We start from the raw sequence: 15,598 nt of genomic DNA, 5'->3' as shown, positions 1-15,598 counted from the left end.
AGGCCGGCGCCGGTTCAGCTGACCAGGCGCTGCGCGCTGTCCTTGTGCTGCTGGCACAGCTCACGAATGATCTGCGCCATCAGCCGCACCTCCGGGCTGTGCTTGAACTCTTCGGCATAGCCCATGTACATCGGCACTTCGCGCTCGCGCTGGTGCTGCAGCGGCACTCGGCGCAGGCTGCCGTCGGCCAGCTCGTCGGCGATTACGTGCTCTGGCAGCCAGGCAAAGCCCAGGCCGCGCTCGACGAAGGTCTTGGCCGCCGCCAGGCTGCTGACCGTCCAGCGCTGCGAGGTACCGAGCCAGCCGCTGTTCTGCGAACTGCGCGTACCCGAATCGCGGATCACCACCTGGCGGTGAGTCTTCATGTCATCCAGGCTCAGCTCGCCCTCGACCGCCGCCAGCGGATGGTCGGCGGCCACCACGCAGATCAGCGAGACATTGAGCAGGAACTCCTGCAGGTAACCGGATGGCAGGCTGCTGGCGATACCCAATTCGACCTTGCCGTCTTCCAGCAGCTCGCGGGCTCCGGACAGGGCGGTTTCGTACAAACGGATGCGGTGGTCCTTGAAGGTCGAGGAGAACTCATGCAAGCCCTGCTGGAGCAATTCGATGGGAAACAACACGTCAACCGCCATCGCATGCTCGGTAAACAGTCCCGGCTGATACTGGTTGGCCAGGTGCTCGAGCTTCTGCGCCGCCCCCAGCAGGTGCTTGGCCTGGGGCAACAGGGCCTTGCCCAGCGGCGTCAGCACCGCCTTGCGCCCCTCGATGATGAACAGCTCCTGGCCCAGCAGCATCTCCATGCGATTGACCGAATGGCTGATCGCCGACTGGGATTTGTACATGTGCTCGCCAGCCTGCTGAAAGCCGCCGCACTCCACGGTGGAGACGAACGCGCGCCACTGATCGAGACTGATCTTGGAAAACATGCCTACCTCCTTGTATGACCGGCATCGGGACGTCAACTACGTCACCCCGGCGTTTGTACCACAGGCGCAGCGGATACATGAAGCGGGTGACCGGTTCAGCGCTACTTAATTCACTTTTCCCGGCCTTCGCCTTCATGCGACAACTGAATAGCAAAGCGATTGTTCAATCAGGGATGAAACGCCGACCTTCAGGGAGAACGCTATGGATTCAGCGACTCAGGCACGAACAACTAAAGCAACAGCGCAACGGGTGTACAGCGCCCGCCCCTACCGGCATAAATATTCAATAAAGCGACCTCCACCCGGCGCCGCCTGATTATTTAAATAAACAGTTATTGTCGAACAAACCGGCAAAATAAAATAATACTTGTCTTTCACCTGTTCTTTTCGCTTCGTGCTTGCGCGAGGCTTTAGCCTGCCTGTTACAAAGCCCTGCATAGCTGAATGAATACGACACCAGCGCCGTAAAACAACGGCTGCCTGTCATAAAAAAACAACAGTCAACAACCCATGAACCCCCCTCATGAATCCTATCTGAATATTTCGCTTTTCCTGATTGAACCTTCAGCCGCAATAATTCTACCGCCACTTGCAACTGGATAAGTCGGCACCGGAAAACTACAACCCGGGCGTGTATCTGGAACTTCTCGAACGAATAATAAATGGGCATACACATGAAAATCGGCATTGACGATATTGGGCTGTTTGTACCGGAGCACTTCTTTCCACTCGATGAACTTGCCGCACGGCATAATATCGACCCTAATAAATACCTGGTGGGTATTGGCCAGGAATTCATGGCCGTCCCCGCCCCTGACGAAGACATCGTCACCCTGGCGGCCAACGCTGCACTGCCGTTGATCGACAGCGCAACCCGGGCCAGCATTGCCACGGTGATCCTGGCCACTGAAAGCGGCATCGACCAGTCGAAATCGGCCGGTCTGTTCGTCCATAGCCTGCTCGGCCTGCGTGCCGACTGCCGGGTGGTGGAGTTCAAGCAGGCCTGCTACGGCGCCACTGCCGGCTTGCAGATGGCCTGTGCCCTGGTCCGCCAGCGCCCACAGGAAAAAGTCCTGGTGATCGCCACCGACATCGCCCGCTACGAGCAGAACTCCGAGGGTGAATGCACCCAGGGCGCCGGCGCCGTGGCGATGATCGTCAGCGAAAACCCGCGCCTGCTGGAGATCCATCCGCACCAGGGCCGCTACAGCCTGGACGTCATGGACTTCTGGCGGCCGAACTACCGCAGCACCGCGCTGGTGGACGGCAAACTGTCGATCGATGTCTACCTCGAGTCGCTGCAACACGCCTGGCAGAACTACCGTGCCGATGGCGGCCTGGCCCTCACTGACATCAGCTACCTGTGCTTCCACCAGCCGTTCACCAAGATGGCGAAAAAAGCCTTCTCGGTGTTCGAGAATATCGAGCCGGAAGCCGCCAAGGCCCTCGGCGACAAGGCCTACAGCACCAGCCAGCTATACGGCAAAGCCATCGGCAACTGCTACACCGCCTCGCTGTACATCGCCCTGCTGTCGCTGCTGGACAAGACCGAGGAAGACCTCAGCGGCCAGCACATCGGCCTGTTCAGCTACGGTTCGGGCAGCGTCGGCGAGTTCTTCAGCGCCACCGTGGTCAAGGGTTACCAGGCCCATTCGCGACGCCAGCAACATGCGCGCATGCTCGCCCAGCGCACGCGCCTGAGCCACGCCCAGTACAGCGACTGGTTCTACGGCAACAACCAGCCGGCCAGCGCCGACTACAGCACCCCGCGCGTGACCACTGGCGCCTTCCGCTACTGCGGCGCCGAAGGTTACCGCCGTCTGTACGAAAGCACCGCCCAGCAGCTGCAGATGGCGAGCTAAGCCATGAGCGAAGTGCTTCTGAGCTGGCTGCAGCCGACGGTTGCCTGCCTGACCCTGAACCGTCCCCATGCCGGCAACGCCCTCAATGAAAGCCTGTTGCGGGCCTTGACCGGGCATCTGGATGAACTGGCCAGCCGCCCCGGGCTGCGGGCCCTGGTGCTGGACGGCGCCGGCGAGCATTTCTGCACCGGTGCCGACCTTGAGTGGATGCGTCGCAGCCTGGCTTTCAGCGAAGCCCAGAACCTGCAGGACGCCGGCCTTCTGGCCGCTGTCCTGCAGCAACTGGACAACTTCCCGGTGCCGGTCATCGTCGTCGCCAAGGGTTCGGTGTTCGGCGGTGCCCTGGGCCTGCTGTGCTGCGCCGACTATGTGCTGGCAGCCGAACAGACGCGATTCTCCTTCAGCGAAGCGCGCCTGGGCCTGGCGCCGGCGATGATCAGCCCCTACGTAGTGCGCGCCATGGGCCTGCGCCAGGCGCGGCGCTACATGCTGTCGGCAGAGATTTTCGACGGCGACAGCGCGGTGCAGCTGCAACTGGTGCACAAGCAGGTGCCGCTGCAGGTGCTTGAGAGTTGCCGCGACCGTTGGCTGGGACTGCTGCTGCAGACCGGCCCCCAGGCCAGCCGCGCGGTCAAGCACATGCTCCTGCGCCTGGGCCGCCAGGACGGCCTGCTCGAAGAGCAACCGGAAAACCTGCGGCTGATCGCCCGCCTGCGCACTTCGCCAGAAGGCCAGCACGGACTCAACGCTTTTTTCAATCGCACCCGGCCTGACTGGGTGGAGTGAACCCTGATGTGTTGCGGGTGAGTTTGCCCCCGCTACCCGGCGCCGCCCGATGACGACGCCCGACCTCATTCAAAAAGGAATTTGCCATGTGTGGTTTTATCGGTGTGTATCAGTCCAATCGCCACAATGTTCCCGACCAGGCAGTGCTTGATGCCCTGGTCGCCATCAATCACCGCGGTCCGGACGAACACAGCCTCTGGCGTGACCCCGGCGAGCACGCCGTGCTCGGCCATACCCGTCTGAGCATCATCGGCCTGGACAACGGCATGCAGCCGATCGTTGCCGACGAAGGTGACTTGGTGATCGTGGTCAATGGTGAGTTCTACGACCACGAACGCATCCGCGCCGAGCTCGAAGCTGACGGTGCCACCTTCAAGACCGCCTCGGACAGCGAGATCGCCCTGCACCTGTACCGCCGCTCGGGCCTGGCCGGGCTCAACCGCCTGCGCGGCGAGTTCTCGATGGTGCTGTTCGACCGTCAGCGCCGCCTGATGCTGGCAGTGCGTGACCGCCTGGGGATCAAGCCGCTGTTCTACGCCCAGCATGAGGGCAACTGGTACTTCGCTTCGGAGATCAAGGCCCTGGTGGCGGCCGGTGTCAGCGCCGAGTGGGATGAAAACGCCTACGCCAGCCGCGCCTTCTACCTGCGCGATCACACCCTGTTCAAGGGTGTACGCAGTGTGCAGCCGGGCTGCTGGATCATGGTCGACCACGGCGGCTTGCACAGCGGCCGCTACTGGGACATGGAGTTTGCCCGCCGCGACGCAGTGGCACCGTCCGACGAAGCCGGGATGATCCAGGCAGTGCGCGAAGCCATCGAGGAATCGGTGCGCCTGCGCCTGCGTGCCGATGTGCCCATGGGCGTTTACCTGAGCGGCGGCATCGACTCCTCGGCCATGCTCGGGATCGCCACCAAGCTGCATGGCGAGCCGCTGGATGCCTTCAACCTGTCGTTCACCGACATGGACGACTACGACGAGAACCGCTTCGCGCGCCTGGCTGCCGAGCACAACAATGCACGCTTCCACACCATCGAAATCACCCAGGACCACCTGGCGGACAATTTCGAGCAGGCCCTGTGGCACAACGAAACGCCATTCTTCAACGCCCACGGCGTGGCCAAGTACATCCTCAGCCGCGAAGTGCGCAAGGCCGGCATGAAGGTCGTGCTGACCGGTGAAGGCGCCGATGAAGTGTTCGCCGGCTACCCGCATTTTCGTCGCGACATGCTGCTGTACAACAACGAGCAGCAGGACCCGAAAGTCATCAGCCTGCTGCGCCAGCGGATCAAGGACAACGAACAGGGCTACACCGGCGCCAACATGCCCCATGACATCCACTGGATGGTCAATCAGCTCAAGCACGGCGTGTCCTGGCTGGACAACCAGGCCGGCTGGTTCAAAGCCCTGGAAGGCCTGTACCGCGCCGATTTCCGCGATCACTTCGCCGGTATCGACCCGTACCGCCAGTTCTTCGACCGTCTCGACCACAGCAAGCTGCAAGGCCGCGATCCGGTGCACAACTCGATGTACCTGTGGGCCAAGTCGTACCTGCCCAACTTCGTCCTCACCACCCTCGGTGACCGCATGGAGATGGCCAACAGCATCGAAGGCCGGGTACCGCTGCTGGACCACCACGTGGTCGAGCTGGCCTGCCAGATGCCAGTGTGGATGAAGGTGCGTGGCGCCACCGAGAAGTTCGTCTTCCGCGAAGCCATGCGCCCCTACCTGCCGACTGCACTGTACGAGCGCAAGAAGCACTACTTCCGCGCGCCGCCGGCCACCCTGCAGCAGCAAGGACGCCTGTATCAACTGGTCCAGGACACCCTCAACAGCAGCGACCTGGACGCCCTGCCGTTCTTCGATGCGGCCAAGGTGCGTGCCCTGCTCAACCAACTGCCGAGCCTGTCGGCCCAGGAACAGGGCCTGCTTGACCCGATGCTGATGGAGCTGACCAGCCTGTGCCTGCTGCAACGTCGCTACCGCATGACCAGCCAGCAATGGAACCCCCTGGATGCAGGGGTGGCGGCATGAAGATCGCGATCATTGGCGCGGGCCTCAATGGCCTGGCCTGTGCCCTCATGCTCAAGCGCTTCGGCCTGGACTGCACGGTCTACGAACGCAGCCACGGGCCACGGGATTCCGGGACCGGGATCTACGTCTGGCCCCAGGGCGTGCAGGTGTTGCGCTTTCTGTTCAACGATCGTGAGTTCATGCAGCACGGCAAAGCCATCGAGTACCTCGACACCCATGGTCGCGATGGCCAGTTGATCCACAGCCAGCCGGTGCGTCCGGCCGGGCTGGGGATCCCGGCACCGGCGGTGATGTTCCCGCGCAGCGAGCTGTTCGGCCTGCTGCGCGAGAAGCTCGGTGGCGAGCAGGTACGCTACGAAATGGGCTGCGAGCGGATCGAGAACCTCGGCGATCGGGCCCGGGTGCACTTCAGCAATGGTCATCAACAGGACTTTGACTTGGTGATCGGCAGCGATGGCGTCGGCTCGACCGTACGCCAATGCCTGGAGCCGGGGCTCGAGCCCTACGACACCGGCCTGGTGGCCAGCCGCGGCATGGTCGAGTTCGACTCGCCGCTGCTGCACAGCGACCGCTGCCAGATCTTCACCTCGGCCTTCTCGCGGGTGGTCACCTACCCGCTGGCCGCCGACCGGCCGTACCGGTACTGGTTCGCCGCTTACCAGCACCACAACCAGCCGTTGCACGACCGTGACGGGCTGCTGGAGCTGTTCGCCGACCTGCCCGCGGACATCCTGCGGATGATCGAGCGGACCCCGCACGAGCAGATCCTCACCCACAAGATGATGGCCCTGACCGGCGCCGGGCGCTGGCACAACGGCCGGGTGGCGATGCTCGGCGACAGCATCCACGCCATGCTGCCGACGCTCGGCTATGGCCTGACCCTGGGCCTGGAGAACGGCTTCATGCTCGCCCAGGCCCTGGTCGGCCTGTGCGACGACAGCCTCGATGCCGCCCTGCAGCGCTACGAAGTGCGCGCTGCCGAGCGCTCGCGGGTGATGCTGGAAGTGATGCGCGACATGACCGACCTGTACTACTTCGAAGAAGACAGCGCGGTCACCCCGGCGCGCATCCTGCCGATCGTCAACCGCTTCCACGACCTGGCCCATACCACCGTATTCTGAGGGAACGAGCATGAGCGAAGCCTATCGCAACGACGTGCGCGCCTTTGTCAGCCAGCACATCAGCCCCAATGTGGCGCAGTGGGAAGAGTCCGGGGCCTACCCGCCACAACTCAATCAGCTGGCCGGCGAAGCCGGGTTGCTCAACCTGGGCCATACCAGCGCAGTGTTGCCGGACGATCCACAGCGCCTGGCGATCCTGGTCGAGGAACTGACCCGCAGCGGTGCCCAAGGCATCACCATGGGCCTGGGTTCGCACCTTGTGAGCCTCAAGGCCCTGCAGGCCAGCGCCCCGGAACTGGCCGCCGACCTGATCCCGGCGGTGCTCGATGGCCGCCAGAGCATCGCCCTGGCGATCACCGAAAGCCAGGCCGGCTCCGACCTGCGCGCCCTCACCTGCCGCGCCGAACGCCACGCCGACGGCTACCGGTTAAGCGGCCACAAGGCGTTCATCTGCAACGGCGCGCGGGCCGACTGGCTGTTGCTGGTCGGCCACTGTGAAGACGGCCTGGCCTTGTTCCTGGTCGACGGCAAGGCCGCCGGTATCAGCCATACGCCGCGCCAATGCCTGGGCTGGCGCTGCCTGCCGCTGGCCGACCTGAGCTTCGACAACACCCCGGTGGTACGCCTGACCCAGGGCGGCGGTGTCGGCCGTCTGCTGCAGGGTAGCCTGCAGCAGGAGCGTCTGAACCTGGCGGTAATGGCCAGCACCTCAGCCGATATCGCCTTGCAGCAAGCCATTGCCTGGTGCAGGCAGCGCAAGGTCGGCGGCAAGGCCCTGATCGACAAATCGGTGATTCGCCATCGCCTGAGCGAGCACTACGCGCAACTGAGCGTCAGCCGTCATTACGTGCAGGCCTGCGTGACCTTGCAGGCCGCCGGCCAGTTGAGCCCGCACCAGGTGGCAATCGCCAAGAACAGCGCGGTACAGACCCTGGAAACCATCGCCCGCGATGCCGTGCAATTGCAGGGCGCCCACGGTTGCATGGCGCCCAACGGCGTCGAACGCATTCACCGCGATGCCCGCCTGCTGGCGATCGGCGGCGGTACCCACGAAATCATGCTGGAAATCATTGCCCGGCAACTGTGAAGGAACACAGCCATGAGTCAGATCAGTAAACACGCCGCCGCCCACTCCAGTGCGCTGCTCGAACACGCCTACCAGCGCTACTGCGGGCTCGAACTGCTGGAGCAATCGCCTGGCGCCTGCACCTGCCGCCTGCGGGTCACCGAAGCCATCGACAACCTCAGCCACACCCTGCACGGCGGGGTGATCTATTCGATGCTCGATGTGGTCAGCATGCTTGCCACGCTGCCGATTCTCGGCCCCGAGGAATATGCCCTGACCAGCAGTTTCAATACCATGCTGATGTCGGCCAGCCCCTTGCACAGCGAGCTGGAGTTCAAGGCCCGGGTGATCCGTGACGGGCGCAACCTGATCTTCACCCAGGCCGACGCCTGGCGGCTCAATGCCGATGGCAGCCGCACCCAGGTGGCCAGCGCGCAACTGACCAAGTTTCGCCTCAAACACCAGTGGTAAGGGCTGCTCCCGCAGCCCCGGCAAACAGCCCGGTAGCGCACTCGCCTGCGCCACCGGGCTGTTTGCGTTGGGGGCCGGGAAATACATGAAGACCCTTGAAGTTTGAACCTGAATATATGCGCTATTTTTGTCCGGCCAATTGTTAAAAACTCTAGTGACTCCCTCATCACAAGAGTTCAAGCCATGAATCACAAAGTATTGGTCATTCGTTCTTCGATCAAAACCGACGGCGGTTTTTCCGGGCAACTGGTCGACAACTTCCTTGCAGAACTCAAGGAGGTGATTCCAGAAGCCTCGATTGTCGTGCGCGACCTGCACGCCCAGCCGATCCCGCACCTCAACGCGGTGACCATGGATGCCCTGTACGGTGGCGATGCCAGCAGCGCCGAAGCCAGCGCCGCGCTGAAACTGTCCAACGAACTGATCGAAGAACTGCAGGAAGCCGACCGCGTGGTCATCGGCCTGCCCCGCTACAACTTCGGCGCACCGTCGATCCTGCATGCCTGGGTCGACTATCTGGTACGCGCCGGCGTCACCTTCAACTACGTCGATGGCGCCCCGGTCGGGTTGATCAACGACAAACCGGTGCATGTGCTCAACACCAGCGGTGGCGTCTACAGCCAGGGCAGCGACAGCCTGGCCGGCTGGCTCTCGCAGACCCTGGGCTTCATCGGCCTGCAGCACGTCGAATTCATCTACGCCGAAGGCCTGGGCATGGGCGAGGAAAGCCTGGCCAACGGCCTGGCCGCTGCCCGTCGGCAGATCCAGCACAGCATTGAATCCATGGGCGCACGCCCGCGCCTGAGCCTGGCTGCCGCGCAAGGGAGGTAACATGTCCAAAGCGAACGACAACACCCTGGGTGAAGCGCTGATCCTCAGCGAACTGGTGGCCGAACCCAACCGCTATCACCTGTACATCTCCCACGCCTGCCCATTCTCGCACCGCGTGCACCTGGTGCAGAGCCTGCTGGGCCTGGGCGATGCGCTGGATGTCACCTCGGTGGCGGCGCGTCGCTACGACAAGGGCTGGGAGTTCGATGAACGCGACCAGGATCCACTGCACAAGGACGTAACGCTGCTGTCGACCCTGTACCAACGCTCGCACCCGGACTTCAGCGGCAACCAGTCGGTGCCGGTGCTCTGGGACCGACGCAAGGACTGCATCGCCCACAACGATTCGGCCGAGCTGGCCCTGCAGATGGCCACCCGCCTGCTGCCCCTGGCGCGCACCCCGCTAGACCTGGTGCCAGAGCGCTCCAGCTGCGACATCGTCGAGCTCAACAGCTGGCTGCACACCAACATCAACCGCATGGTCTACCACATGGGCTTTGCCCCCGACCAGCACAGCTACGACAAGGCCTACGCGCAGTTCTTCGCGGCCATGGACAGCCTGGAAAACCGGCTGCGCAAGCAGCCTTACCTGGTCGGTGGCACGCTGAGCCTGAGCGACCTGTTCCTGCTGCCGACGCTGATCCGCTATGAAGCGGTGTACTACGTGCACTTCAAGGCCAACTTCAAGACCTTGAGCGAATACCCGGCGCTGTATGAGTACCTGTGCCGCCTGGTAAGGATTCCGGAGATCTACCGCACCATCGACATGGCCCATATCAAGCTGCATTACTACTACTCCCACGACCACATCAACCCGACCCGTATCGTCCCCCAGGGCCCAGCCCTGCCCTGGCTGAACTGACCTGGGCCTGTCGCGGCGCCGTGGCCCGCGGCAGGACTCCTCGCAATCAGGCAGGAGCGTCTACACTGGCTTTCCCACCCTTAGCTGGAGAACGGCCATGAGCGACACCCCATCCATTGTCCTGGTTCATGGTTTCTGGGGCGGCGCCGCCCACTGGAGCCGGGTCATCCTTGAGCTGTCACGCCTGGGCCACCGCAACCTGCATGCGGTGGAAATGCCCCTGACCTCGCTTGCCGACGACGCCGAACGCACGCGCAAGATGGTCGCCTCAATACCCGGCAAGGTGTTGTTGGTCGGTCATTCCTATGGCGGCGCGGTGATTACCCAGATGGGCAACCAGAAAAATGTCGCGGGCCTGGTCTACATTGCCGCCTTTGCCCCTGATAACGGCGAGAGCCCCGGCGGCATCACCGCCCAGCACCCGCCGGAAGCGGCCGCCAACCTGCAACCGGACGGCGATGGCTACCTGTGGATCAAACCCGACAAGATGCATGAGAGTTTTTGCCAGGACCTGGGCAAGGATGAAGGGCTGGTCATGAGCGTGACCCAGAAAGCGCCGCTGGCCAGCACCTTCGGCGACACCATCGGCGACCCTGCGTGGAAACACAAACCCACCTGGTACCAGCTCTCGACCCACGACCGGATGATCCACCCGGACAACCAGCAACTCATGGCTCAACGCATGCAACCCAAGGAGCTGCTCAAGCTGGACGCCAGCCACGCCTCACTGGCCTCCAGGGCCGCCGAAGTGGCAGCCCTGATCGACCGTGCGGCGGTCAGTCTGGCTTGACCGCCGGGACCTTCAGCGCGGGTTTGAACCACCAGCCTTGCTGCATGCCGGCCGCGGCCAGCAGGATCGCGGCCACGCCCAGCCATTGCAGTGGTTCAAGCCGATGGCCGAAGGCGAACCAGTCGACGAAGATCGCCGCGATCGGGTAGATGAACGACAGTGCCCCGGTCAAGGCGGTCGGCAGTTTCTGGATCGCGCCATACAGCAGCACGTACATCACCCCGGTGTGAACGATGCCCAGGGTCACCAGGCTGGCGAGCGCGCCGACATCGCCTGGCAGGCCGCTGGTGTTGGCCCAGGGCGCCAGCAGGAGAATGCCGGTGCACACCTGGATCAGGGCGATCAGGTGCGGCGGGGTGCCGCTCAGGCGCTTGATGATCAACGCCGCCACTGCATAGAGAAGCGCCGCGCCCAAGGCCAGGGCGATGCCCAGCAGGTAATCGTTGCCACTACCGCCCTGGTTGCCATGGGCACTGACGATCGCCAGCATCCCGGCAAAGGAAACCGCCAGCCAGAACAGCTTGGGCACGGTGATCTTCTCACCGAGAAACAGCGCCGCCAGGCCGACCAGCATGAACGGTTGGACGTTGTACACCGCGGTACCGATGGCAATCGAGGCGCGGGAATAAGACGCGAACAGCAACACCCAATTGCCGACGATGGCCACGCCGCTGAGCACCGCCAAGGCGAAGGTGGTCAGGGTCAGGAGGCTGGGCTTGAGAAAGCCCATGGCCAGGCAGATCAGCAACAAGGTCCCGGCACCGAACACGCAGCGCCAGAACACCACATCCAGCACCGGTTGCCCGGACACCAGCACAAACCAGCCAATGGTCCCGGAAATCAACATCGCAGCGACCATTTCGAACGACCCACGGCGTATTGAACTGTCCATCACTCACCTCCTTGACGATGGGCAAATTATGGCAAGGGTGCCGGGGCCCGTTCCAGTTGATAAAACAGGCTAGACTGACTCTCTACCTTTACTATCAAGGCAGTTTTCGATTTTTGCCTAACGAGGCCCGTATGACCGACGACATTGACCAGCTGTTGATCAAGGCACTGATGGAAGACTCGCGGCGCTCGCTCAAGGCCCTGGCGCAGCTCAGCGGTTTGTCTTCGCCCAGCGTCAGTGAACGCCTGCGCCGGCTGGAGGAGCGCGGCGTGCTCAAGGGCTACACGGTGGAGATCGACCCGCGCTGCTTCGGTTACCAGCTGCAGGCCATTGTGCGGGTGCGGCCGTTGCCGGGGCAGTTGCAAGAGGTTGAACGGCAGATCATGGCCATCCCCGAGTTCACCGAGTGCGACAAGGTCACCGGCGATGACTGCTTTATCGCACGCTTGCACGTACGCTCGATGGAAGAGCTCGACACCGTGCTGGACAAGCTCAACAGCCATGCCGAGACCAACACCGCAATCGTCAAGAAAACCCCGGTGAAACGGCGCTTGCCACCGATGGCCTGAACGATCCGCGGCCACTGTGGGAGCTGGCTTTGCCAGCGATCGAGCGCGCAGCGGTCGCAAGTCAGGCCGCAGATGGGGTGCTGACCGCACTGGCCTCATCGCCGGCAAGGCCGGCTCCCACAGTGGCGCTGTGTGTCCCCTGCAAGAGCTGCGGCGTTACTGCACCGGCTCACTCGAGGGCCTGGCAATCAGGCCCTTCAGTTCACTGGTCATCGGAAACTCCAGGTTCAGGCCATTGGGCGGGATCGGCTGCTGGAACCAGCGGTTGTAGATTGCCTCGATGCGCCCGCTGCGATAGACATCCGCCAGCGCCTCGTTGACCAGCGCCAGCAAGCCGTCATCACCCTTGCGCACCATGCAGCTGTAGATCTCCTTCGATTGCGCCTTGCCCACCACCACCCAGTCGTGCGGGTTGCGCGCCTTGGCCCGCTCGCCGTACAGCAGTGCATCGTCCATGTAGAACGCCGCAGCGCGCCCGGACTGCAGCATCATGAACGCCTCGCCGTGGTCCTTGGCACTGATCACCGAAGCCCCCAACTGGTGCTCCAGGTTGTAGTTCTTCAGGTACTTCTCATTGGTGGTGCCCGCCGTGCTCACCACATTCTTGCCCTTGAGGTCATCCAGGCCCTGGATGCCGCTGTCCTTTTTGGTCAGCAGCTGGCCTTTGACGAAAATAAAGCCATAGGAGAAATCCACCTGCTTCTGCCGCTCGGCAGTAACCCCGGTGGTTCCGCACTCCAGATCGACCGTACCGTTCTGCACCAGCGGGATACGCGTCTGTGAGGTCACCAGGTTGTAGCGCACCTTAAGCGGTGGCACTGCCAGCTTAGCCTGCAGGTGCTTGACGATTTCAGCCGCCAGGTCGACCGAGTAGCCCATGGGCTTGCCGCTGTGATCGCCCACATAAGAAAAAGGAATGGACGAGTCGCGATAGCCGAGGGTGATGCTGCCGGACTCGGCGATCTTCTTCAGGCTGCCGGTGAGCGGCGGCGTTTCAGCCAGAATCGGCTATGCAAAACACAATGACAGGGCAAGTAGAGCAGGACGGTGCAAACGGGTAATCGACATCGGGACACTCCTTGCGTTTGTTGTTCTTGTTCAGGTCAGGCCGCCCGTGGGGTCAGGCCGTGCAGGTCGATCGACGGCGCGCGGCCGCCTATCAGTTCGGCCAACAGTCGGCCACTGGCGCAGGCCAGAGTGAAGCCCAGAGCACCGTGGCCAAGGTTGAGCCAGAGGTTGCGATACGCCGTAGCACCGAGCAACGGCACGCCACTGGGGGTTGCCGGGCGCATGCCGGCCCATTCGCGGGCATGCTGATAATCGGCGGCACCGGGCAAGGTCGCCTCAGCCAACTGACGCATGCTGGCCAGCCGCGGCGGATCCAGCGATTCATCAAAGCCGACAATATCGACCATGGCGGCAATGCGTAGCTGGTTTTCGAGGCGGGCATAGACGATCTTGCGGTCGTAGTCGGTAATGCTCACCTCAGGCGCCCGGTGCCCGGCCTGGATCGACGCAGTCAGGCTGTAGCCCTTGAGGGGATAGATTGGCAGGTGCAGCCCGGGCAGGCCGAGGCTGGCACTGCGGTGCCCGGCACACAGCACCAGACGCTCCACCGGCAAGACCTGCTCACCCAGTTCCAGCGCCTGCACCACCCCGCCACTGTGGTGGATGCGCGTCACCGCCTGGCCGAGCATCAAGCGGCATTGCCCCGAAGCCTGAAGGCGCTCGACCAGGGCCAGGCAGAAGCGGTGACAATCAGCGACCTCCTCGTCGGCGGTGAACACCCCGCCAATGAACGGCGCATGGGTCAATGCCGGCTCCAATACGCTGATCTCCTGCGCATCCAATACCTGCTGACCATGCGGGTCGAGCAGATGCAGGCGGGCATGCTCGAAGCTTGCGCGGTTGCGAAAGGTCACCAGCTTGCCGTTGCGCCGCCAGGCAAAGCCGTCCAGGCCATCTTCCTCGCGCCATTGCGCCAAGGTGCTCTGGCTGTGCAGCGCCAGGCGCAGCAGGTGTGCGGCATTGGCGCGATTGACCGAACTGCGGCAGGCGGCCATGAACGCGCCCATCCAGCGCCACTGCGCCAGGTCCAGGCGGGGGCGCAGTTTCAGCGGCGATTCGCTGCGCAGCAGCCAGCCCAGCGCTTGCAGCGGCACCCCGGCATCGGCCAGCGGCGCGACATAGCGATAGGACAGCTGCCCGCCATTGGCAAAGCTGGTGCCGCCCGCAAGGTTGTCCCGCGCCTCGATCAGGTCGACGGCAAAGCCTTCGCGCACCAGGGCATACGCCGTTGCCAGACCAATAACGCCGCCGCCGATGACCGTTACCCGCTGTGCCATGTGCTTTTCATCCGCCAATCTGAAGGCCTTCAGACTAGGCCCGGTGACAGCCTGGCGATAATGAATAAAAATGGGTAAAGCATAAACAAAGGTTATGGGCGATCCCATGCGCTTGCGTCATATCGAAGTGTTCCAGGCCATCCGCCAGACCGGCTCCATCAGCGGCGCCGCGCAACTGCTGCACGTGACTCAGCCAGCGGTGTCGAAGATACTCCAGCATGCAGAAGCACAGCTGGGCTTCCCGCTGTTCCTGCGGGTGCGCGGCAAGTTGCAGATCACCCCCGAGGCCCTGGCGCTGGAGCGCGAAGTCGACAAGGTCAGCGACAGCGTAGAGGGGGTTCGGCGCCTGGCTGCCAGCCTGCGCCGGCAACCGGGCATGACCCTGCGCATGGGGGCAACGCCGGCGTTGGCGCTGTCGCTGTTCCCCCCGGTGATCAGCCAGTGGGCCGAGCGCCATCCACAATCCGAGTGCGAACTGTCGAGCTTGCACAGCCGCGAGCTGGTGCAGCAGTTGTTGATGCGCGAGATCGATGTCGCCCTGACCTTGCGCCATCCCGAACACCCCGGCCTGAATGTGCAGCCTCTGGCCCATGGAATGCTGGTGGTACTGGCGCCCAGAGGCTATTGGAGCGAAGACCGCCAGGGCGTGCCGCTGGCAGTCGAGTCCCTGGCCGATGCGCCGTTGATCGGCCTGAGCAGTAGTGACCCGCTGGCCGCCCAGGTCGGCCAGTACCTGAAGAACCTGGAGCCGGCGCCGCGGATCAGCATCCGCGTGCAGACCTATTCCCTGGCCCGGGCCATGGTCGAGTCCGGTGCAGGGTTGGCGTTGATCGATCCTTTTACCGCCCAGGATTCGGCGCGAACGCTGGTTCGGCCGTTGAATCCTGCCCTGCCTATTACCCTTTACGCCCTGACCCGCGCCAACGAGAGCCACCCGCACACACTGGATGAGTTGCTGGAGCATTTTGCCGAGCGTGCGCGGGAGCAGATTGCGCGGGTCACCAGAGGCGTTTGAGCCGGCATGAAAAAGGCCCCGCCTGA

At 63.3% G+C, this 15,598-nt stretch carries 15 protein-coding genes; 11 read left to right on the top strand and 4 right to left on the bottom strand.

What is annotated here, in order from left to right; genetic code table 11:
* Positions 1 to 14 precede the first annotated feature (14 nt).
* Entirely contained in the window at positions 15 to 929 is a 915-nt protein-coding gene (locus ABM562_RS23675) for a LysR family transcriptional regulator (RefSeq protein ID WP_115088028.1), read from the bottom strand.
* Positions 930 to 1,603: 674 nt separating this feature from the next.
* On the opposite strand from ABM562_RS23675, the gene ABM562_RS23670 reads away from it, so the two are divergent.
* The 9 genes from ABM562_RS23670 to ABM562_RS23630 all read left to right on the top strand — a co-directional run bounded on the left by ABM562_RS23670 (position 1,604) and on the right by ABM562_RS23630 (position 10,751).
* Positions 1,604 to 2,791: a hydroxymethylglutaryl-CoA synthase gene (locus ABM562_RS23670; protein ID WP_429506361.1), complete on the top strand. Its 1,188-nt coding sequence runs from the start codon at positions 1,604 to 1,606 to the stop codon at positions 2,789 to 2,791.
* Positions 2,792 to 2,794: 3 nt separating this feature from the next.
* On the top strand, positions 2,795 to 3,577 hold the full coding sequence (locus ABM562_RS23665; protein ID WP_115088030.1) for an enoyl-CoA hydratase-related protein: 783 nt from the start codon (positions 2,795 to 2,797) through the stop codon (positions 3,575 to 3,577).
* Between the two features lie 86 nt (positions 3,578 to 3,663).
* Positions 3,664 to 5,610, top strand: coding sequence for an asparagine synthase (glutamine-hydrolyzing) (asnB, locus tag ABM562_RS23660; RefSeq protein WP_115088031.1), 1,947 nt, complete (start codon positions 3,664 to 3,666; stop codon positions 5,608 to 5,610).
* Positions 5,607 to 6,731 carry an FAD-dependent oxidoreductase gene (locus tag ABM562_RS23655; protein WP_115088032.1) on the top strand — a complete coding sequence of 375 codons (1,125 nt, stop codon included), beginning with the start codon at positions 5,607 to 5,609 and terminating at the stop codon, positions 6,729 to 6,731. The genes asnB and ABM562_RS23655 overlap by 4 nt, the downstream gene beginning before the upstream one ends.
* A gap of 10 nt (positions 6,732 to 6,741) precedes the next feature.
* Positions 6,742 to 7,818 (top strand): acyl-CoA dehydrogenase family protein, encoded by a 1,077-nt coding sequence (locus ABM562_RS23650; RefSeq protein ID WP_115088033.1) that lies wholly within the window; start codon positions 6,742 to 6,744, stop codon positions 7,816 to 7,818.
* 12 nt (positions 7,819 to 7,830) lie between these two features.
* Positions 7,831 to 8,268: a PaaI family thioesterase gene (locus ABM562_RS23645; protein ID WP_460423517.1), complete on the top strand. Its 438-nt coding sequence runs from the start codon at positions 7,831 to 7,833 to the stop codon at positions 8,266 to 8,268.
* Positions 8,269 to 8,451: 183 nt separating this feature from the next.
* Positions 8,452 to 9,099, top strand: a complete 648-nt coding sequence (locus ABM562_RS23640) for an FMN-dependent NADH-azoreductase (protein WP_115088035.1) — start codon at positions 8,452 to 8,454, stop codon at positions 9,097 to 9,099.
* 1 nt (position 9,100) lies between these two features.
* Positions 9,101 to 9,961 (top strand): glutathione S-transferase C-terminal domain-containing protein, encoded by an 861-nt coding sequence (locus tag ABM562_RS23635; protein WP_115088036.1) that lies wholly within the window; start codon positions 9,101 to 9,103, stop codon positions 9,959 to 9,961.
* A gap of 97 nt (positions 9,962 to 10,058) precedes the next feature.
* Positions 10,059 to 10,751, top strand: a complete 693-nt coding sequence (locus ABM562_RS23630; RefSeq protein ID WP_115088037.1) for an alpha/beta hydrolase — start codon at positions 10,059 to 10,061, stop codon at positions 10,749 to 10,751.
* On the opposite strand, the gene ABM562_RS23625 is transcribed toward ABM562_RS23630, so the two are convergent.
* On the bottom strand, positions 10,738 to 11,643 hold the full coding sequence (locus ABM562_RS23625) for a DMT family transporter (protein ID WP_346616647.1): 906 nt from the start codon (positions 11,641 to 11,643) through the stop codon (positions 10,738 to 10,740). The genes ABM562_RS23630 and ABM562_RS23625 overlap by 14 nt on opposite strands.
* A gap of 131 nt (positions 11,644 to 11,774) precedes the next feature.
* Between ABM562_RS23625 and ABM562_RS23620 the strand changes: the two genes are divergently transcribed.
* The gene (locus ABM562_RS23620; protein ID WP_115088039.1) at positions 11,775 to 12,212 is read left to right on the top strand and encodes an Lrp/AsnC family transcriptional regulator; all 438 of its coding nucleotides are present in this window, start codon (positions 11,775 to 11,777) and stop codon (positions 12,210 to 12,212) included.
* 156 nt (positions 12,213 to 12,368) lie between these two features.
* Here ABM562_RS23620 and ABM562_RS23615 read toward each other — a convergent pair whose 3' ends face one another.
* Together ABM562_RS23615 and ABM562_RS23610 are read right to left on the bottom strand one after the other, a co-directional pair.
* Positions 12,369 to 13,217 carry a transporter substrate-binding domain-containing protein gene (locus ABM562_RS23615; protein ID WP_460423584.1) on the bottom strand — a complete coding sequence of 283 codons (849 nt, stop codon included), beginning with the start codon at positions 13,215 to 13,217 and terminating at the stop codon, positions 12,369 to 12,371.
* A gap of 98 nt (positions 13,218 to 13,315) precedes the next feature.
* Positions 13,316 to 14,557: a D-amino acid dehydrogenase gene (locus ABM562_RS23610; protein ID WP_233673982.1), complete on the bottom strand. Its 1,242-nt coding sequence runs from the start codon at positions 14,555 to 14,557 to the stop codon at positions 13,316 to 13,318.
* Positions 14,558 to 14,663: 106 nt separating this feature from the next.
* Here ABM562_RS23610 and ABM562_RS23605 point away from each other — a divergent pair, with 106 nt between their 5' ends.
* Positions 14,664 to 15,572 (top strand): LysR family transcriptional regulator, encoded by a 909-nt coding sequence (locus ABM562_RS23605; protein ID WP_460423515.1) that lies wholly within the window; start codon positions 14,664 to 14,666, stop codon positions 15,570 to 15,572.
* Positions 15,573 to 15,598 lie beyond the last annotated feature (26 nt).

Source organism: Pseudomonas sp. ZL2 (assembly GCF_054788455.1).
Note: the sequence above shows the minus strand (reverse complement) of the source record. Positions and strands in the feature narration are given on the sequence as shown.